The organism is Turicibacter sanguinis (genome assembly GCF_013046825.1).
Classification (GTDB): Bacteria; Bacillota_I; Bacilli_A; order MOL361; family Turicibacteraceae; genus Turicibacter; species Turicibacter sanguinis.
The window spans coordinates 2,100,487-2,119,276 of record NZ_CP053187.1; the positions used below are offsets into that span (position 1 = coordinate 2,100,487).

22 protein-coding genes are annotated in these 18,790 nt (G+C 35.9%); 19 read left to right on the plus strand and 3 right to left on the minus strand.

The window, feature by feature from the left end; translation table 11 throughout:
* Window positions 1–58 precede the first annotated feature (58 nt).
* The 10 genes from HLK68_RS10145 (at window position 59) to gnpA (ending at window position 8,112) form a co-directional block, all read left to right on the plus strand.
* The gene (locus HLK68_RS10145) at window positions 59–457 is read left to right on the plus strand and encodes a hypothetical protein (RefSeq protein WP_229098559.1); all 399 of its coding nucleotides are present in this window, start codon (window positions 59–61) and stop codon (window positions 455–457) included.
* A 124-nt stretch (window positions 458–581) separates the two neighbouring features.
* Window positions 582–2,249 carry a hypothetical protein gene (locus tag HLK68_RS10150; RefSeq protein WP_006783560.1) on the plus strand — a complete coding sequence of 556 codons (1,668 nt, stop codon included), beginning with the start codon at window positions 582–584 and terminating at the stop codon, window positions 2,247–2,249.
* 122 nt (window positions 2,250–2,371) lie between these two features.
* Window positions 2,372–2,635 (plus strand): hypothetical protein, encoded by a 264-nt coding sequence (locus HLK68_RS10155; protein ID WP_006783561.1) that lies wholly within the window; start codon window positions 2,372–2,374, stop codon window positions 2,633–2,635.
* Window positions 2,636–2,705: 70 nt separating this feature from the next.
* Window positions 2,706–2,855, plus strand: coding sequence for a hypothetical protein (locus HLK68_RS10160; protein WP_009606742.1), 150 nt, complete (start codon window positions 2,706–2,708; stop codon window positions 2,853–2,855).
* Window positions 2,856–3,273: 418 nt separating this feature from the next.
* Window positions 3,274–3,459, plus strand: a complete 186-nt coding sequence (locus HLK68_RS10165) for a hypothetical protein (protein WP_006783563.1) — start codon at window positions 3,274–3,276, stop codon at window positions 3,457–3,459.
* Window positions 3,460–3,484: 25 nt separating this feature from the next.
* On the plus strand, window positions 3,485–3,610 hold the full coding sequence (locus tag HLK68_RS10170; protein ID WP_129821420.1) for a DUF2812 domain-containing protein: 126 nt from the start codon (window positions 3,485–3,487) through the stop codon (window positions 3,608–3,610).
* 133 nt (window positions 3,611–3,743) lie between these two features.
* A complete protein-coding gene (locus tag HLK68_RS10175) occupies window positions 3,744–3,983 on the plus strand; it encodes a hypothetical protein (RefSeq protein WP_132942657.1) in 240 nt (79 codons plus the stop codon).
* Between the two features lie 161 nt (window positions 3,984–4,144).
* Window positions 4,145–5,101, plus strand: coding sequence for a carbohydrate ABC transporter permease (locus HLK68_RS10180; RefSeq protein ID WP_006783566.1), 957 nt, complete (start codon window positions 4,145–4,147; stop codon window positions 5,099–5,101).
* A gap of 14 nt (window positions 5,102–5,115) precedes the next feature.
* The gene (locus HLK68_RS10185) at window positions 5,116–5,946 is read left to right on the plus strand and encodes a carbohydrate ABC transporter permease (RefSeq protein WP_009606802.1); all 831 of its coding nucleotides are present in this window, start codon (window positions 5,116–5,118) and stop codon (window positions 5,944–5,946) included.
* 15 nt (window positions 5,947–5,961) lie between these two features.
* Complete coding sequence (gnpA, locus tag HLK68_RS10190; protein ID WP_132942656.1) at window positions 5,962–8,112, plus strand: 1,3-beta-galactosyl-N-acetylhexosamine phosphorylase; 2,151 nt, start codon at window positions 5,962–5,964, stop codon at window positions 8,110–8,112.
* A 293-nt stretch (window positions 8,113–8,405) separates the two neighbouring features.
* Here gnpA and HLK68_RS10195 read toward each other — a convergent pair whose 3' ends face one another.
* The 3 genes from HLK68_RS10195 to HLK68_RS10205 form a co-directional block, all read right to left on the minus strand.
* Window positions 8,406–9,077: a flavodoxin family protein gene (locus HLK68_RS10195; protein WP_006783569.1), complete on the minus strand. Its 672-nt coding sequence runs from the start codon at window positions 9,075–9,077 to the stop codon at window positions 8,406–8,408.
* A 165-nt stretch (window positions 9,078–9,242) separates the two neighbouring features.
* Window positions 9,243–9,971 (minus strand): hypothetical protein, encoded by a 729-nt coding sequence (locus tag HLK68_RS10200; protein WP_006783570.1) that lies wholly within the window; start codon window positions 9,969–9,971, stop codon window positions 9,243–9,245.
* A 142-nt stretch (window positions 9,972–10,113) separates the two neighbouring features.
* On the minus strand, window positions 10,114–10,959 hold the full coding sequence (locus HLK68_RS10205) for a hypothetical protein (RefSeq protein WP_006783571.1): 846 nt from the start codon (window positions 10,957–10,959) through the stop codon (window positions 10,114–10,116).
* A 289-nt stretch (window positions 10,960–11,248) separates the two neighbouring features.
* Here HLK68_RS10205 and HLK68_RS10210 point away from each other — a divergent pair, with 289 nt between their 5' ends.
* The 9 genes from HLK68_RS10210 to HLK68_RS10250 all read left to right on the plus strand — a co-directional run bounded on the left by HLK68_RS10210 (window position 11,249) and on the right by HLK68_RS10250 (window position 18,767).
* On the plus strand, window positions 11,249–11,965 hold the full coding sequence (locus tag HLK68_RS10210) for a hypothetical protein (protein ID WP_230321554.1): 717 nt from the start codon (window positions 11,249–11,251) through the stop codon (window positions 11,963–11,965).
* A 130-nt stretch (window positions 11,966–12,095) separates the two neighbouring features.
* Window positions 12,096–12,527 (plus strand): MarR family winged helix-turn-helix transcriptional regulator, encoded by a 432-nt coding sequence (locus HLK68_RS10215; protein WP_006783573.1) that lies wholly within the window; start codon window positions 12,096–12,098, stop codon window positions 12,525–12,527.
* 78 nt (window positions 12,528–12,605) lie between these two features.
* The gene (locus HLK68_RS10220; RefSeq protein WP_006783574.1) at window positions 12,606–13,082 is read left to right on the plus strand and encodes a glutathione peroxidase; all 477 of its coding nucleotides are present in this window, start codon (window positions 12,606–12,608) and stop codon (window positions 13,080–13,082) included.
* Window positions 13,083–13,398: 316 nt separating this feature from the next.
* Entirely contained in the window at window positions 13,399–13,929 is a 531-nt protein-coding gene (locus HLK68_RS10225) for a GNAT family N-acetyltransferase (protein ID WP_006783575.1), read from the plus strand.
* Window positions 13,930–14,064: 135 nt separating this feature from the next.
* Window positions 14,065–14,916: a hypothetical protein gene (locus HLK68_RS10230; protein ID WP_006783576.1), complete on the plus strand. Its 852-nt coding sequence runs from the start codon at window positions 14,065–14,067 to the stop codon at window positions 14,914–14,916.
* Window positions 14,917–14,929: 13 nt separating this feature from the next.
* Window positions 14,930–15,592, plus strand: a complete 663-nt coding sequence (locus tag HLK68_RS10235) for a hypothetical protein (RefSeq protein ID WP_229040220.1) — start codon at window positions 14,930–14,932, stop codon at window positions 15,590–15,592.
* A gap of 13 nt (window positions 15,593–15,605) precedes the next feature.
* Window positions 15,606–16,394 (plus strand): polymer-forming cytoskeletal protein, encoded by a 789-nt coding sequence (locus HLK68_RS10240; RefSeq protein ID WP_006783578.1) that lies wholly within the window; start codon window positions 15,606–15,608, stop codon window positions 16,392–16,394.
* A 9-nt stretch (window positions 16,395–16,403) separates the two neighbouring features.
* Window positions 16,404–17,033 carry a DUF4004 family protein gene (locus tag HLK68_RS10245; protein ID WP_006783579.1) on the plus strand — a complete coding sequence of 210 codons (630 nt, stop codon included), beginning with the start codon at window positions 16,404–16,406 and terminating at the stop codon, window positions 17,031–17,033.
* 27 nt (window positions 17,034–17,060) lie between these two features.
* Window positions 17,061–18,767 (plus strand): ABC transporter ATP-binding protein, encoded by a 1,707-nt coding sequence (locus HLK68_RS10250; protein WP_006783580.1) that lies wholly within the window; start codon window positions 17,061–17,063, stop codon window positions 18,765–18,767.
* The last annotated feature ends 23 nt before the right edge of the window (window positions 18,768–18,790 follow it).

An 18,790-nucleotide genomic window follows, 5' to 3' on the forward strand; every position in this document is an offset into this window, starting at 1 on the left:
TAAGGTTCATATTTGTCGAATGATATGATTAAAATGATAGTAGGAGGGGGGATGTTGCTTGAAGAGATGGATTGTGTTGTTGTGCTTTTTGGGTTTGATAGGTTGTCAGGAGCAGTTTAATTTGTTGCAAGTTGATGAGGTGGATAAGATTGAGGTGTTGTTGGCAAGTGATGAGGACGTGTCTCGTACAGAGGTGATCACAATCACAGAACCTGATGAGCTTAGAGGAATGATGAGGATTCTTCGCAGTGGAAAGTTAGGGAGACGGATAGCCGATCGAGACATGTATTTGGTGCAGTCTAGTTATTATGTGTTGTATAAAGATGATGAAGTGGTGCAAATGATTTCTTTTAACGGCAATGATTCGCGTCATGTTTGGCGTGGAGTGGAATGTTTTGAGGTGAAGTATAGTGGGATGACGCCTTATGAGTTTGTTGAGTCGTTAGATAATAAGTAAGATAACAGCGAATTATTTTTCGCTGTTTTTTCATCTTAAGAAAAAATTAAGAATTCACCTGACCTTTTTTTAAGATTTATTAGTTATAATGACATCATGATTTTAAGGAAAGGTGGTGTTGAGTATGAGCTCAACTATTTTAAATAGTCTGAAGCGGGGACTTGGTTATCTCTTGATGACCGGATTGATTATTTCGGGTGGAAATTTTGTATATATTCAGTATCCGAAGATGACAGAGCAAGTTAAAAAAATGCAAACGCCATATTTTGAAAGCTATCAATTTATTAGGCGATTGGCAAATAGTAGTTTGTATCTTGCATACGAATTTCAAGAGATATCGGGTGATGAAACAGGAACGAATGAGGGGAATTTTTATGATGAGTTATCATATTGGGAATATACGTTAGACCGCTATCCGGCTGAATTAGATTATTACGCTGTGAATACAGATGGATCACATGAGGAGGCACGTGAAGCTGATCTATTAAAGCAGTTAGTGACGACATCAGACGAGTTGTTATGGAATGAATTACAATCACGTTATCAGTTTGTGACAACCGTAACGTTTGATTCGGAAGGGAATGTATCAATTGGTGACGTTTACGGGGCGGATCGTTTTGATTTTGAACGTTTAATGCAGCAAGAGTTTGACTCATATTATGACCACCAATATGATATTAAAAATATGACGTTTGTCTTTGGAGTTCCACAGGATTTACCGATGAATGGACCGATTTATTACGAGTTAAATGATTTTGGGATGGAGAATTATGTGATGGTTAGCATTCCTTATTTAATCGTGATGGCGCTGGTGACGATTTTAGTTATTTTTGTTTTACCCTTTAGATGGATTAAAGAATCAGGATTAGTTAAGGGATTATTATTTGTACCACTTGAAGTTAGATTTTTATTTGTGATTGCAACTTGCTTTGCCATCATGGGGGCACCATTTTTAATCATTGCGACGCAAACTGGCGCATTAGCTGAGATAGTGCAGTGGAGTGTTAATACCGATTATGTAGCGGGAATTGTTCATTTAATGAATGTGTTCTGTTGGAGTGCTTTTATTGCTGTCATAGCCATTCATGCGCTTTATGTGAAAGAGTTCTTTATCATTGGTCCTTGGAAAATGTTACGCCGCCATACGATGATTGGCCAGCTGTTTGGTTTGTTCAAAAAGACATCAGACGTTGAAACTGTGATTGAGGAACGAGTCGTGTATCAGGAATCTCCTGCGTTTGCTTTGATGAAGGAAAGGGTGTCTTCTTTAAGTCATCGTCTTTCGAACTTACAACATCAGCTTCAAGAAGCGATGTCTTGTGAGACTGATGTGGCATTACTTGAAGAAATGAAGTCAGTTCAGGAAGAACTCCAGTTGCTACTTCATTTAAGTGAAAGTCAAAGTATGAAAACAGAAGTTAATTTTTCGAAGTTAATGGCAGATGTTTTAGCTAAGATGCCAGAATCATTTAATGAGTTTGAATTAAAAACTAAACTGCCGACGTCTTCAGTGACGGTCTTAGCTCATCAAAATCAGTTATCTTCCGTGATGGAACAATTATTTACGACGATTGCCACTGATGCTTTAGCAAATTCTCGTGTTTATTTAGAAGTAGACGAGATGAATGAGTTCGTGCAGATGACGTTACGTTATGTGACGAGTCATGAAGCAAAGATTTCCTCAGAGTTAGTGACATGGATCCAGATGACGCTTGAAAATCAAGAGGGATGTTTTGAAATGGTGGATGATGGTGATTTAGTGAAGTTTATTTTAAGCGTACCAATGAAATAATTTGAGTTGTCTGGTCAGGGCCAGGCAACTTTTTTTATGGAATCATGTCGTCTTTGTGTCAATAGATTGGGGGGAGGTGAATATATATGTAATGTAAGGGGTTTAAAAAAGGGGGGTTAACAATGGATATTTTGTATGCATTAGGATTAATTTTAGGACTGAATGTGTATATTGGATTAGTGATTTATTTGTCCAAGCAAAAACAAGTATTTTGGGGACTTTTGTTACCCTTTTTGATGAGTGGAGTCAGTGTTTGGCGTGTGATAGAATATGTGCGATGTGGTTCATACTATTTAAATAGTGAAGTAGGAGTATCGATGATTTGTTCATTTATTTTAGCGGTATTTGGATGGGTTTTATTTACAGTTGTGAGATATGGTGAATAAAACGAATAAGGGATTTATTGTATAAAAATAGATTAATTTGGAATAATAAGAAGTGGAAGGAGTGGGATTGATGGAATATCAGCAACTCATTATGACACTTGTACAAGTATTAATATGGGGAGGATTAATCGGATTATCAATTTTTGGAGTTTTATATAAAAAAGGACAGGCAACAGATGAGGAAGAAGTTGAGCAATATCCAAAAAAACGACAAGTTTAAGATGAACTTGTCGTTTTTTATTTCATTTTAACGTTAAAATGAAATAAGCGCCCCTGTTAAGCGGGTGATGAGTGATTTATATTTAGTTTGTTTTGCTCCTAAATAAACACGATTTTGATAGTATTTTAAAATAGCTTGAATGAGAATTGCCACTAATTATGCCTATTTAAGGTTGTTATTTCTATCTATTTGTAATCTTTTATTTTCAAAATAGTAAACTATTCCATTTAGTGATGTGGTTTTATTACAGTAAACAGAATAGGGGAGGATAGGGATGCGATATTATGTGAAAGGGTGAGCCTTAACGGAAACAACCTTTTTTATTTTATTAGCTGTGTTTGAGCCGAATCACGGTTATGGAATGATGCAATTTATTGAAGAACGAACAGAGGGACGTTTAGTTTTGGGAGCGTAAACCTTGTACGGGGCGATTAAAACATTAGATAAAAAAGGATGGATTCAAGAAGCTTTAGATGACGGTGAATCCTTACGAAAGAAGGTATACATCATCACTGAACTTGAACGAAAAATTGCAGTGCAAGAATTGAATCGTCTAGAATCACTTTACCACACAGCGAAAAAAATCATGAAGGGTAGAGAGTAGAATAAGTAAAAAAGTATATAAAATCTTGTTGAATCCGTTTGAACCACAAGAAGATTGGTTGAATAAAATGGCAGAAGAAGGATGGAAATTAGTTAAGACGAGTCGTTGGGGTTATAAATTTGAAGCCTGTCAACGAGGAGCTGTCTGTTAGGAGGTAGACTTTGTAGCAGATAAGTCGTTCGCTGAGTTAAAAGAGTATGAAGCATTTTTAGAGGGACTAGGCATGAAGGTTTTCACTAAAAACTTGAATCTTGGCAAGTACTCGATTGGGGAAGTTCGTTTGCGTGAAAAAACATCAGGATGAAAAAGCATTTAAGTTACAGACAGATTATGAAGATTTTATTCTATATGTCAAAACAATTTGTAATGCATACATTGTAGCGGGGGTTTTATTAACGATCACGCTGATGATGAATCTTGGCAATCACTTACTGCTCAACTTCGTGTCAGTTGGATTTATCCTATATTTATTAAAATTGGTTCGGTTGTTTAAGCGTGAACGTAGAGTTTATAAAAAACAATAAAAAATTTAAGAATCGTAAAAGTGACTTCACCATGAAGTCACTTTTTTTAGTGGGGACAAATTTGTCCATATGAACGTCAATATAATAAATTTTAATCGCTTACATTGCTTGTTAAAATAGGGGTGTATTATAAATCAAGATTAAGAAGGGATGGGAGTGTCTTGGAGGCTTTAAAAAAATCAAAAGCAATGAAAGTTGGGGGGACACAAAAAGAAAAAGGGATGAGCCGTAAAGGGAAAGATCGGTTGTTTATTGCGGTTTGTGTTTTACCTGCTGTGTTGTTATTTAGTTTATTTATTTTATATCCGATGGCAAAAGGATTTATGATGTCTTTTTATCAATATAGTGGACTCGGGGGGGAAGCAACGTTTATCGGGCTAAAAAATTTTCAAACGTTATTTGCGGATCCAATCTTTCTCACTGCTATGAAAAACATGGTGTTTGTACTGGTATTCTTCCCATTAATGACAATGGTGCTCGCCATGTTATTTGCAGTAATGTTAACTCAGGGAAGACTTCATCAGTTTGAGCAGAAGTTTTTTAAAATGATTATTTTCTTTCCTAATATTTTATCAATGGTTGTGATTGGGGTGTTATTCCTTTATTTATACGACTATAATTTAGGATTACTTAATGGATTTTTAGATGTGGTGGGATTTGAGGTCTTAAAGCAGACGTGGCTTGGACAAAAGAGCACCGTACTGTGGTGCTTAGTTGCGACGATGGTTTGGCAAGCCACGGGTTATTACATGGTGATGTATATTGCAGGGATTAATCAAATTCCAGTCGATTTATATGAAGCGGCTGATATTGATGGTGCTAGCAAACGCGTCCAATTTTTCAAAATCACGCTTCCTTTACTTTGGCAAATCTTACGTGTCACCTTAGTGTTCTTTATTACAGGGGCATTTAACTTAACGTTCACATTTGTGACGGTAATGACAAGTGGTGGACCGAATAATGCCTCACAAGTTCCACTGACTTACATGTATTCACAGGCGTTCTCGAATGCGAATTACGGTTATGCGATGGCGATTGCAGTGGTGGTGTTTATTTTAGCGATTACGTTGTCATTCATGATTCAAAAATTAACAGATAAAGATGCGATTGAATTTTAAGGGGAGGTGTAACGATGAAAAAGTTTTTATCGGGAACAGTACTTCGATTGATTTTATGGTTGGTGTCAATTTTAATTATTATTCCACTCGGATGGACTATTGTTCAATCGTTTAAAACGACACAGGAATTTTTCGGGGATGTTTGGGCGCTTCCAGCGTCACTCCATATTGAAAATTATGCGAATGCTTGGTCAACCGCCAACATGGGGTCGTATTTTTTTAACTCCATTTTGGTGAGTGTCATGGGGGTTTTATTCTCACTTTGCTTAGCCGTACCGGCTGCTTACTGTTTGTCACGCTATCGATTCTTTGCTTCAAAATTCATAATGTTTGTATTTAGCGCTGGTTTATTTATTCAAGCAACGTATGTGTTAGTTCCATTATTCTCATTATTAAAAGATTTAAATTTACTTGATAACTTAGTCGTTTTAGCCCTTATTTATGCGACTTCAAGTTTGCCATTTACGATTTTCTTGTTATCAAGCTTTATTCGAGGTGTGTCAAGAAGTTATGAAGAAGCAGCAGTGATGGATGGAGCCAATCGTTTCCAAATCATGACGAAAGTGATTATGCCACTCATTCAACCAGGAATCGTCACAATTGTTATTTTTAACTTTATGGCTTATTGGAACGAGTTCCCGATGGCATTTACGTTTATTTTAGATGACGCCAAAAAGACGTTACCAATTGGGCTTCAAAATTTAATGGAAGTTCAACGATTCTCAACAGACTGGGGAGCTTTATTTGCGGGGATGGTCATTGTATTAATTCCAATTGTGATTATCTATGCGATTTTAAATGAAAAATTAACTGAAGGTGTTAATGTCGGTGGAATTAAAGGATAAGAAAGGGGAATTTAAATGTCAGGATTTACATTACCAATTGATAACGTAGAATATGAAAGATTAAGAGAGGTGATGACGCGTTGGCATGCCGATGCGATTCGAGATTCAGATGGAACAAAACTAGATGATCGTATTTTAGAACTTGGTTTAAAAGTGTATAAAACGTACTTAACAACACGTAATGACCAACAGTGGGCAAAAGATCACAAAGAAGAATTACAACAACTTTATATGATGAGTGAACCAACGATTGCTTTTCATAAGTATTTAATCATTGATCTGATGAAAGGAATTTTTAAAGAACAATTTAAAGTCAATCCCAAAGATTATCATCGTTATTGGCAAGTCATTGACCGAACAACGGGTAAGGAAGTCGGTCATGAGAAGTGGTTTTATGATGATGAAAAAGAAGTTGTTGTATTAGTTGATGCTATTCTTTATCATGAGTACACGGTTAACTTCTTAATGTATCAAATTTGGGATCCAACTCAAATGTACAATCATTTAACGAATGATTGGGGGGATCGTGAGCATGAAATGCCGTATGATATGAGACATCCTCTGACGAATTCCCATATTAAAGGCTATTTAAATGAGTGGTTAAGCGAGCATCCTGAAGTAGATGTGGTTCGGTTTACAACGTTTTTCTATCATTTTACACTCATTTATAATGAAATGAAAAAAGAAAAGTTTGTGGATTGGTTCGGTTATAGTTCAACACTTAGCCACGAAGCCATTCAAGCATTTGAAAAAGCTAAAGGATATCCCTTAAAAGCTGAATATGTCGTAGATGAAGGATATTTTAATAATCCATTCCGAATTCCAACTAAAGAGTTTTTAGACTTTTTAGATTTTCAATCGGAGTTTGTGTGTCGTGAGGCGAAGGTCCTCGTGGATATGACGCATGATCATAAAAAAGAAGCCATGATGTTTTTAGGTGATAACTGGATTGGAACAGAGCCTTATGGAAAATATTTTGAAGCGATAGGCATTGATTCAGTGGTTGGATCAGTTGGAAATGGAACCACACTTCGTATGATTTCTGATATTCCAGGCGTCAAGTATACAGAAGGACGTTTCTTACCTTATTTCTTCCCTGATGTATTTTGTGAAGAGGGGGATCCTGTTACTGAAGCGAAGGAAAACTGGATCCAAGGACGACGTGCCATTATGCAAAGCTCTCTTGATCGGATTGGATATGGTGGGTATCTGTCACTGGCTTTACAGTTCCCTGAGTTTGTTGACGTGGTGGAGCGAATTTCAAATGAGTTTCATACGTTTCATGAAATGGTGCAAGGTACGAAAGGATATAAGGCTCCCTTTAAAGTGGCGATTTTAAATTGCTTTGGTAAACTTCGTTCTTGGCAAACAAATCAAGTCGCGCATGCGCTTTGGTATAAAGAGATTTATTCGTATGTTGGAGTACTTGAGGCATTGTCGGGGATGACGTTTGACGTGGAGTTTATTAATTTTGAGGATATTAAGCAGAATGGAATTTCTGAGGAGATCGGGATTATGATTAACTCTGGAGATGCGATGACGGCTTGGAGTGGTGGTGAAAATTGGTTAGATGAAACAGTGATTACAACGATTCGTGAGTGGGTTTATAATGGGGGTGGATTTATCGGAATTGGAGAACCAACAGCTATTCAACATCAAGGGAAGTACTTCCAATTGTTCGATGTACTCGGAGTTGATAAAGATATTACGTATGGACTTAGCTATCGTAAGTATCATGAGTTAACAAAGGAACATTTCATTCTTGAGGATATAAAGACGGAGATTGATTTTGGTCGTGGGATGAGGGGCGTATTTAAAAAAGGTGAACATACGACGATTTTAGCGATGGATCAAAATGATATTTTATTATCAGTCAATGAGTATGGACGCGGACGTGGCGTTTACATCGCAGGGTTACCTTATAGCGCTCAAAATGCAAGACTTTTACAACGTGCGATTTATTATGCGGCTCATCAAGAATCAGAACTAATGACTTATTATGTGGATAGCTGTGAAGTGGAGTGTACTTACTTCCCTGAAGTGAAAAAGCTAGCGGTATACAATAATAGCTTTGAGGTTCAAGAGGCACAAATTTATGTGCGTGGAGAAGTGAAGCATCGTGTTACATTAAATGAAATGGATTTAATTTGGTTAGACGTTGAATAGTAAAAAGCGATATCTAAAAGGATATCGCTTTTAAATGAATAGAGTAAAAGGAAAAACCTTTATGGCCATTTTTTAAGGGGGATCAAAAACTTTAGCATCATCAATTACTGTTAAGGGATTAATAAAGCTTTAGAGATCGTACGTCCTAATTAATCTAGTAAAAATGAACCCCTCTAATGAAAAGAGTCTTGTTTTTTAGATAATACCCTAAATACTAGATAGTGTTAATTGATTAGAGTATATGATCTTTTATGAATTTAATTTTTTTGATATTAATTTTAAAAAGTGACTCATTACATCCCAAGATACTTAAGGTAGTCATTAATTGTCATCAGAGGCATATCTAGTTTTAACTTCGTCTCTTTCGTTATAGCTCTTTGTGTTGCCATTTCAAATCCTGCTAGTTCTACAGCAGCCAAGTATTCATCAACGATTGGCTTAATGTGGATATCTTTACTTTTTAACAGTTTGCCACAGTTCCTGTAAATTTCTAAAACAGGATGACAGGGAGAAAAAACAGCTTTCATTGTTTCAAAATTATTGTTTCCAGGGAAACCAGAATTTGAGATGACAACGAATTGTTGTGTTTTTTGTACGGTATCGACAAGGTCAAAATTTTCATTTTGCTGAACGATTAATGGACTTTTCAATGGGATAAGACGGTCGACAAAGTTTTTTAGTACAGCTGTCATATTCCAAGTATAAATTGGAGTTGCAAAGCAGACAACATCAGCAACCTTATATTTTGGAAGTAATGCTTCCATATCATCTTGCAGTATACATTTTCCTGGAGTTTTAAACCAACAGGTAAAGCAACCTTTACAGTGACCGATTTTTTTGTCAATGAGGAATATATTTTCAGTATCTGCACCGCCTCGTTTAGCACCACGTAAAAAAGCTTCTGCTATTACATTCGTGTGACTATTAGCTCCTGCAGGGCTACCATTAAAGATAATAAATTTCATAGGGAAATCATCTCCTTCTCTTAGCTGATGACTTTATTATAAAGACGACAATAGATATGTTCAATCGACGCTCCGTAGAGTTAAAGATAGAAATGGTCATTCCTTCTTATAAAATATCCTCAATTTCGGTCAATGCAATAAATAAAAAAAGGCCTAGGGCCCTTTTTATTCAATTGTTAAAAGATAGCTTTTCCAGTTTTCATAGGTTAAATCAGTTGCTTGGTTAATTAAATATTCTCCTTTTCCTGCATAGCTGTAAATTTGGTAACACATGCGGCTTTCACCTGGCAATAATTTAGTGTTTTCAGAACATGGAAGTACTTTTTCATTGTTGTATTCAACGTGATAGTTTGCTAAATAATCGTTGTTCTCAACCCCCATGATGTAAGGAGTCGTTGAAAGTGGTTTAAGTTCTTGATCATCTTTAAAGACAGTCATTAGAGTTAGAGGATGTTGCCCATATAGCCCAACTTCAAGTGTCTCATTGGTTGTATTTGTTTCGGTAAACCATAGTACTAACCCTTTTTTTGAACTTCCAAGTTCATCATCGACAATTTCAGCTTTGTCAAATGAGACCAATCCAAGGATTTGGTCGTCATTTTGAATGGTGATTTGATCACCGATAGTTAAGTGAGGGAGTGTTTCGTAGTCATGGCGTGATAATCCATTTTCAAGATAGAGTTGTGCTTCATTTACGATATAATCACTACTATCTATCAGTGTATTAACGGATGGTTCTTCTTCCTCTTCAATCGCAATATTTTCTTCGGCTGTTTCAATTTTTGTTGGGGATTCTTCTATGATTTCCGGCTGTGGTTGTGCATCTTCCATGACATTTTGTTTTTGATGACAGGCAGTTAAGAATAGTAAACTTAAGAGTAGTATTTTTTTCATGTTGGTAATCCCTTTCAATTCTATGATATGAAATTATAGCATATTGATAGATGATTAAGGTTAAATTTACAATATTAATAATAAAATTCCATAACTTTGTTATAATTTGGCGAAAAAAAATAAGGTCACCGTTAGGGTGGCCTTATTTTACTTCAATCAAAAAGCTTTGATAGTTACTATAAGTGTTATCTAGCGCTTGATTGATGAGATATTCTCCCTTCCCAGCATAGCTATAATGGTTATAGCACAGACGACTTTTTCCTGGCTCTAGCGTATTAGGGGTAGAACAAGCTTCTACCTTTGCTTGTTGTTGAGTGAACTCGACATGCTGTGTTTGAAGATAATCTTCATCTGCAAATTTTAGGTTTAGTTCATCTGCAGGCATCAGTTTAAGTTCATCTTCTCCATAGAAAACACTTGTATTGACAACTGGATCTAACACGCGTCCTGCTAATCCAACGTGAATTTCCTGATCACTAATATTAGTTTCTTTGTAGTAAAAGGCAATGCCTTTACGTCCACTTTTTTGATGGTCATCAATAATTTCATAATGATCAAATTGAACGGTTGCATAATCTGTTTCACCATTATTAAGGGTGATGACATCATTAGAATTTAGATAGGGTAGTGTTTCATAATAGGCACGTCCCACTCCGTTTTCTAAATAAAGTGAAGGGGTATTTTGATTAGGAGATTCAAGGGAGGGTTGGATGGAATGTGTTGAAGGATTGTCCTCATTATTTGATGGTTTTTCTTCATCTGATAAAAGAGGAGAGTCGAATTCTTCTTCTTTGTTTGGAAGAGTCATTTGACTAGGATTTTGTAGGGAAACTGAGGTAGATTGGGGTTCCTCAGTTGGGAATTCAATCTGCGTGAGTTTCAGTGGCATGCCTGGGGTGTTGAGTAAGACAAGTTCGGGTACAGGGGTAGAACAAGCACTGAGTAGGGATAGCTCACAGATTAAAAATAGAATGCCTAGAGGTTTCATAATTGCCCCCTTTCATAACGAATTTAATTATAGCGGTTAAAAGGGCACCTGACAATTGGAAGTATTGAAAGAAAAGATATTTTTTTGAAGAAAACGTCTAAAAAAATAAACGAAGTATGACGAGCTGTCATAAGCTATAGTAAGAAAGTTTAGTAGGAGATGATGAGATTCATTAGAAGTAAAAATTTTGAGAAATAATAAAAATTATGGCTTAGAATGGATATTTTAGCAATATAATGACGATAATAAAAAGTAAGCGTTTAAATCTCGTAAAAAGGAGGTGAAAATGATGAAGTGGTTAGTGAACGAAAGTGATCATTATGTGTTTCATGTACATGCGGGCAGTTTGGCGCAGAAGGATATTGAAGAGATTATGGAGTATCAAGAGCATTGCCTGAAGTATGTGTTACAGGTTTTAAGACTTGAGTTGGAAGAGAAAATTCATTATTTTTTATGTGATAGTTTAGATGAGGTTGGAATGTATTATGGTGATTATGTTCCGTGTAGTAGTTTTTTTCGTGATCCATTTGAGATTTATGCAGTCTATAGTCGGAAACAAAAAGCGATTGGCTTTCATCAAGATGTGTTGTTGTTAGCTAATTTAATTAATCGACCAAATGCAGTGGCCATTCGAGAAGGGTTAGCGATGTTTTTTAATAAGAAATGGTTTGGTGTTCATAATTTTGAGTGGGTTCTTTATTGGTTAGAGAATGACCAGTATGTTTCATTACAACGTTTGATGAAAGACGAGTATTTTTATGATTATCCCCCTTATTTAACGTATCCTGTCGTCGGTGCTTTTACGCAATATCTCATTATGACATACGGAATGGATAAATATTTATCATTTTATCGATTAAATGAATCAACGGTTAATAAACGATTTAAGGAAATGTACGGGGAGGGAATTAAGACGATTGAAAAAGAGTTTTTAGATTATGTGAGATTATTTAAATTGGATTATGCGATGAAAGAGCGGATTATCGAATTAATCAGTGAAATGTAAGATGTCATCTCTTAAGAGGAAGAGATGACATCTTTTATGTTTTGATTGACAGTAGATAAAAAATGAATTACAATGACTATAATATTGATTTTATACAATTAAATTTCATAAAATCATATGAGGTGAAATGATGAACAAATATGAAGCATTAAAATTAGAGAATCAGTTGTGCTTTGCTTTATATGCGACATCTCGTGAAGTCATTAAGTTATATAAACCATTTTTAGATGCGTTTGGCTTAACGTATACGCAATATATTACATTGCTTGTTTTATGGGAAAAGGAAGCTATCTCATTTAAGGATTTAGGACAGGCTTTGCATTTAGATTCAGGTACGTTAACGCCGCTCATTAAAAAATTAGAAGCGATGAAATTAGTCATCAAATATCGTGATCCACAAGATGACCGTGTCGTGATTGTGGAATTAACCGAAGATGGGCGTGTGTTAAAAGATGAAATGGTAGATATTCCAAATCAATTATTCTGTCGTGTTGGTGGCGAGGTAGAAGAGTACGCTAGCTTGAAATCATCACTGGAATCTTTATTAAAGAAATTGAGTTAAATCACGGATTTAACTTTAATTTTTTCTAAATTAATTGTATAAAATTAAATTTGATAAAATTAGAAAGAAGGAATGAAAATGAATTTTTATCATTTAGAAGCGAAGAAAATGAATGGACAAATGGTTCGAATGGATGAATATCAAGGAAAAGTGGTATTGATTGTCAATACAGCGAGTAAGTGTGGATTAACACCTCAATTTAAAGAATTAGAAGCTCTTTATCAAGATTATAAACCTCAAGGGTTTGAAGTACTTGGCTTTCCATGTAATCAATTTGCAAAACAAGATTCAGGAAGTAATAAAGAGATTCATGAGTTTTGCCAACTGAATTATGGCGTGAGTTTTACAATGTTTGAAAAAATAGAAGTGAATGGGGAAGGAGCACATCCACTTTATCGATTTTTAAAAAAGGAAGCAAAAGGACTGTTTAGCTCAGAGATTAAGTGGAATTTTACGAAGTTTTTAATTGATCAAAATGGTCGTGTCATTAGACGATATGCCCCAACGGTAAAACCTTCAAAGATTGAAGCAGATATTCAAAAATTATTAAAGTAAGGAAAAATTAGATGAAGCGTCAAATGGTTTATAGGCTAAATTTTTTCAACAGGATTTGAAACGGTAACAGGGGATACTAAATGGTTACTAGTGGATCGTGTAGGAAATGTTGTGGTGCGTTTTACACCGATAATGAAACGAGAATAATTAGAAGATGCCATTAAAGAATTAATTTAATGAGTCGTAATAAGTAAGATTAAAAAAGATTGAGTTTTCTAAAGACTCAATCTTTTTTATGACGATTATTTAAAACAAAAGACTGGTTCTACAAATGGTGGCTTAGGTATAGCATTTAATAAAGAAGGAGTTGATTTAAATGTTACAAACAGAGCGATTAATCATTAGGAGATTTACGAAAGAAGATTGGCAGGATTTGTATGAATACTTGCGTGATGAGGAAGTTGTTCAATTTGAGCCTTATGAGGTTTATACTGAAGAGCAAGCCAAACAAGAGACGCTCAAACGAGTAAATGACGATTGTTTTTTTGCAGTTTGTTTGAAAGCAGATGGAACAGTCATTGGGAATTTAACGTTAATTGAAGGAGCATTTCAAACATGGGAAGTAGGGTTTGTTTTTAATCGTCAGTATCAACGTAAAGGTTACGCAACAGAAAGTGTCAAAGCGTTAATGAATTATGCTTTTACTCATTTAGGTGCTAGACGAATTGTTGCGATGTGTAGTCCATTAAATGAACCATCTTGGAAGTTGTTAGAACGAATTGGGATGCGTTATGAGGGGACATTGTTACAAAATGTGTACTTTAAGAAGGATGAAGAAGGAAAGCCGATTTGGTTAGATACCTACGAGTATGCCATCTTAAAATCTGAATGGATAAAACAGGGATAACCTGTTTTTTTTATGGGGTTGTTTCGTTTAAAATAGAAATAATAAAACATTGTTACGTTAAAGTATTCACAACGAAACAATGTTATGCTATATTAATAGTATGATGAAACAAACCCTATTCAAAGGATGATTAAAATGGACCATAAAAAACAAAATTTAAATATAAGTTCAAAGCTTCATTTAGTAGGTGGAGATTATAAGAAAGTTCATATTTCTGGTAGTGGCACGTTTAGTGGGGATTTAAACTGCGATACTTTTCAAACGAGCGGCAAAGCAAACCTAGAAGGAAATTTGCTAACCAATCAGTTTTATAGTAGTGGGAAGGTATTATCAACTGGAGCTCTAAGTTGCCAAGAAGAAATTAAAGTGAGTGGAAAAGCTTGTTTTGAGAAATCTGTTACGGCAAAAGAAATCATTGTATCGGGAATATTGGAATCATTTGAACAGATAAGCGGTGAGAAAGTAAAAGTGTCGGGACGTGTGCGTGCTAAGTCGATGAAAGCTGATGAGGTTTTTATCTCAGGTTCAATGAATGTTCAAGAGTTACTTCAAGCACAAGAGTTAACAGTAAGTGGTTGGTTGAACGTATCAGGAGGGATCGAAGTGGAACAGATTAAAGTAGCCGGCCATGTCAGTTGTGAAGGATTACTAAGTGGTGAGAGCGTTAGGCTTGAGGCAATGAGTGGTTCAACATTTAAAGAAATTGGGGCAACAGAAGTTGAAATCATGCGTTCATCGATGGAGAGTGGCATGACCCAGATGGTTGGGTCACTTTTAAATACGCTGATGGGAGGATTATCGCCACTTAAAAAAGTAAGTGGAGAGTTAATTGAGGCGGATACAATCAGCGTAGAATATGCAAAAATTTCAAAAATTAGTGGGCATGATATCATCATTGGACCTAATTGTGTGATTGATGAGATTGAGTATAGTGGCAGTTTGAGTATTGATGAATCGTCAGTTGTTCATCATCAAGTAATGGTATAGGAGGTAAAAAATGATGAGAAGTTTAAAAATGAATGGTGCAGGAAGTAGTGGCGGTGGTGTTTTTAAAGAGGTTATGTTAGAAGGTGCTCATAAAATTACAGGAGATATCGACTGTGAGAATTTTCATACGGCAGGAACGTGCAAGGCTTTAGGTCACATTTCTTGTTTAACGTTTAACGGAGCAGGAGCTATGACGCTTCAGGGCATTAAGACAAAAGAGATGTCGGTAGTGGGATCTTGTACCTGTCATGGAACAGTTGATGGTGAAGTGTTACAGGTGGAAGGGTATTTAAGTGCAGATGAAGAAATAAATGCTGAAGACATTCGAATCGAAGGAAAGTTTAAAGTATTAGGTGTGATGAATGCAGAAAAGGTAACCTTGTTATTGCATGAACCATCAAGTGTAATGGAAATTGGAGCCGGAAAGATTGAGGTTAGAAAATTAACGAAAAAATCTAAATCATGGAATATCTTTACGATGTTTAAAATAAAGAAAGTGGCGTTAGAGGCAAATCTGATGGAGGCTGATGAGATTTATTTAGAGTATGGTCATGTTAAAAAGGTATGTGGCGATCAGGTGGTGATTGGACCTCATTGTATGATTGAGGAAGTGGAGTACCGAGGAGAGATTGATATCCATCCGACTTCGAAAGTTAAGCGTCAAAAACAAATTTAAGGAGGTTTGAAAGATGGCGGAGCATTTAAAGATATATGGTGATGCAACCGTTGGTGGAGGAACCTTTGATAAGGTTCGTATTTATGGTGATGGATTGATTACAACAGATCTTATAGCTAACAGTATTAAAGTTTATGGTGATGCGACGTTTGAGGGACGTGTTGAGGCCAATTTGATTAAGGTCATGGGGGATTGTGAGTTTAAAGGGCATGTGACGTGTCAGACGGTTGCAATTTATGGTGATACGACGTTTGAAGGAAGTGTTGCAATTAAGTTGTTAAAGATTCGTGGGATGGCGACACTTAATGAATCAAGTGTGATTGAAAGTATTCAAAGTATGGGAGCTTGCGTGGTCAATGGGACATTAAAAGGTGAACGTTTGACGAGCTATGGATCACTTGATGGGGATGGAACGATAAAGGTTCATACCTTAATGTCACAAGGTGAGATTCGAACACGAGGTGAACTTGAGGGTGAGTATTTAAATATTTATGGTGCGATTCATAATGCGAAGTTAATTAATGGTGAAGAAATTCATATTGTGTTAAATGAACATTGTCGCTGTGAAAGTATTGGGGCAACGAAGTTAACGGTGAGTCCGTCTAAGAAAAAACGAGTTCGTAAGACGTTGACGGTGAATCAAATTGAAGGTGATGAGATAAATCTGACGTATACGAAAGCGAAAAAGGTTCACGGTGATAAGGTGATGATTGGAGCGGAGTGTACGGTTGATTATGTGGAGTATTCAACTGATTTAACAACACATCCTACAGCAAAGATTAAACAACAAGATAGAAATTAGGTGATGAGTATGGAAGAATCTTTAATCTCTAAAAAAGAATTATTGCAGTTAACGAATATTTCATATGGACAACTGTACAGATGGAAGCGTAAAAACTTAATTCCTGAAGAATGGTTTATTAAGAAGTCTGTTTCAACCGGACAAGAAACATTTTTCCCAAGAAAAGAAATTCTTGAGCGAATTGAACGGATTCTTGAACTTAAGGATACAGTGTCGTTAGATGAGTTGTCAGAAATTTTCTCACCCCATGTAGCGGAACCAACATTTGATAGTTCGGAGTTAATAAATAAGAAGATTGTGTCACAGCAGGCAATGCAGTTGTATCAAAGTATGACAGGGGCTTCAGCTAATTTATCAGATTTAAAAGAGGTGTTGATGTTAAAAATTTTACAAGATTATGTGGCATCAGGGGTTATTACATTTGATGAAGGAAAAATGATTCAAGCTTTTTTAAATCAGCATTTTATGAAGTTAACACAGGAAAAATCAAGTCTTTTTTTGATGCGGCATTTAGGCCTGCCGTTTGTTATTGGTGCGATTGATAAGGAGATGTTGCTGATTGATGAGCAGGATCGAATTGTGTTAGAAATTGCAGTGGCGAAGGAACTAAGTCAGATTAAGTTAGCGAGTTTGCAATAAATTTTAAAATATCGGGGGGGACTGTTTATGAGACAGTACATGTTTAAACACAAATTTTTACTGGTTACAACAGTTTTAGTTCGTTGTATTGGGGCAGCGATGCAAGTCTATATTGCGCTTTTAATTCAACAATTGATTGATTATGTAGTGGGCGGGGACATGAATGGTTTTGTGAAGGCTATTCTCTTCGCGGCGGTTTATTTTTCACTGATGGGACTGGTTGACTATTTAACAAGTGCGACTCAGGCGATTTATTTGAAAAAAACGTTGATTGCGCTAAAACGTGATGTGTTTAAAGGGATTTTAGCAAAAGACTATGAAGATTTTAATAAGAGTAATACGGCTGATTATTTATCAAATTTGACGAATGATATGAATTTGATTGAGGCCAATTACATTACACCGTTTTTAATGATGATTGGAGATGTGGTGATTTTTGTAGGGACCACGGCTGTTTTACTCTGGATTAATCCCTGGGTGACACTTGCGATGTTTTTGATGGCCGCTTTATTAATGATTGTGCCATCGCTTTTTGGGAAGGTGCTTGAGAAAAGACAAAATAAAGTATCGGATAAGCAAGGGATGTTTACCTCAAAGATTAAAGATATTTTTCAAGGCTATGAAGTCGTGAAGTCTTATCGAATGATTCCATCCGTCACCCATGAATTTAACGTTGTGAATGATGAGTTAGAGGATGCAAAATTTAAGAGTACACATCTAAAAGGGGTGGCTCAAGCTGTTTCGATGATTTTTGCCATTGGTACACAAATTGCTGGAATGGCGATTGCGGGATACTTTGTCCTTCTTGGGCAAATGACAGTCGGAAATTTATTTGCGGTCGTTCAACTGGGGAATGGAATTCAAGGTCCGATTATGTGGATTATGCAGAAAGTGACTCAAATTAAAGGAATGAGCGGTGTGAATGAAAAAATCATGGCGCTGATTGAGGTAGGAAAACGTGAATCTAACGAAGTAGCATTATCAGAATTTAAGGAATCAATTAGATTAGAGAATGTGCATTTTGCTTATGAAGAAACACCGGTTTTAAATGGTATTTCTTATACGTTTTCAAAAAATAAAAAGTATGCGATTGTCGGTGAAAGTGGTTGTGGGAAATCGACGCTGATTAAATTAATGATGGGATATTACCGTGATTATGAAGGTCAGATTTTGGTGGATGGTCAAGATGTTAAGAATCCAATCCCATTATCGATGACAGAACTCGCTTCTATGATTCATCAAAATATTTATTTATTTGATAAAACGATTGCAGATAATATTTTCTTAGATCAAACCTTTGCAGATATTCAAATAAAACGTGCTTTAACTCAAAGTGGTGTAACAAAATTTATCAAGCTGTTACCTGAGGCTTTAAAAACTGCTGTTGGTGAAAATGGGAAGAATTTATCAGGAGGGCAAAAGCAACGTGTGGCGATTGCGCGCGCCTTAATTCAGGAGATGCCTATTTTAATGTTGGATGAGGGAACCTCAGCACTTGATTTACAGACGGCGTATGATATTGAAAAGACGTTGCTTGCAATCGATGAGTTAACAGTCATTACCATTACTCATAAGTTAAGTGAGGAAATTTTATCAGATTATGATGAAATCATCGTGATGGATCAAGGTCAGATTGTTGAATCTGGAAGTTTTAATCATTTATTAACTCAAAAAGGTGCATTTTATCAGTTATATACACTTAAAAAAGACGACGATTTTTCTGTTGCTAGTTAAGATTAAAGTCGACCTTCTAGGTC

Bases quoted from the DNA above. Each gene is read 5' to 3' on its own strand.
- HLK68_RS10245 (WP_006783579.1), top strand. From the start codon at position 16,404: ATGGAAGAATCTTTAATCTCTAAAAAAGAATTATTGCAGTTAACGAAT.
- HLK68_RS10155 (WP_006783561.1), top strand. From the start codon at position 2,372: ATGGATATTTTGTATGCATTAGGATTAATTTTAGGACTGAATGTGTAT.
- HLK68_RS10185 (WP_009606802.1), top strand. From the start codon at position 5,116: ATGAAAAAGTTTTTATCGGGAACAGTACTTCGATTGATTTTATGGTTG.
- HLK68_RS10225 (WP_006783575.1), top strand. From the start codon at position 13,399: ATGTTACAAACAGAGCGATTAATCATTAGGAGATTTACGAAAGAAGAT.
- HLK68_RS10220 (WP_006783574.1), top strand. From the start codon at position 12,606: ATGAATTTTTATCATTTAGAAGCGAAGAAAATGAATGGACAAATGGTT.
- HLK68_RS10150 (WP_006783560.1), top strand. From the start codon at position 582: ATGAGCTCAACTATTTTAAATAGTCTGAAGCGGGGACTTGGTTATCTC.
- HLK68_RS10230 (WP_006783576.1), top strand. From the start codon at position 14,065: ATGGACCATAAAAAACAAAATTTAAATATAAGTTCAAAGCTTCATTTA.
- gnpA (WP_132942656.1), top strand. From the start codon at position 5,962: ATGTCAGGATTTACATTACCAATTGATAACGTAGAATATGAAAGATTA.
- HLK68_RS10200 (WP_006783570.1), bottom strand. From the start codon at position 9,971: ATGAAAAAAATACTACTCTTAAGTTTACTATTCTTAACTGCCTGTCAT.
- HLK68_RS10160 (WP_009606742.1), top strand. From the start codon at position 2,706: ATGGAATATCAGCAACTCATTATGACACTTGTACAAGTATTAATATGG.
- HLK68_RS10250 (WP_006783580.1), top strand. From the start codon at position 17,061: ATGAGACAGTACATGTTTAAACACAAATTTTTACTGGTTACAACAGTT.
- HLK68_RS10235 (WP_229040220.1), top strand. From the start codon at position 14,930: ATGAGAAGTTTAAAAATGAATGGTGCAGGAAGTAGTGGCGGTGGTGTT.
- HLK68_RS10195 (WP_006783569.1), bottom strand. From the start codon at position 9,077: ATGAAATTTATTATCTTTAATGGTAGCCCTGCAGGAGCTAATAGTCAC.
- HLK68_RS10210 (WP_230321554.1), top strand. From the start codon at position 11,249: ATGAAGTGGTTAGTGAACGAAAGTGATCATTATGTGTTTCATGTACAT.
- HLK68_RS10215 (WP_006783573.1), top strand. From the start codon at position 12,096: ATGAACAAATATGAAGCATTAAAATTAGAGAATCAGTTGTGCTTTGCT.
- HLK68_RS10240 (WP_006783578.1), top strand. From the start codon at position 15,606: ATGGCGGAGCATTTAAAGATATATGGTGATGCAACCGTTGGTGGAGGA.
- HLK68_RS10205 (WP_006783571.1), bottom strand. From the start codon at position 10,959: ATGAAACCTCTAGGCATTCTATTTTTAATCTGTGAGCTATCCCTACTC.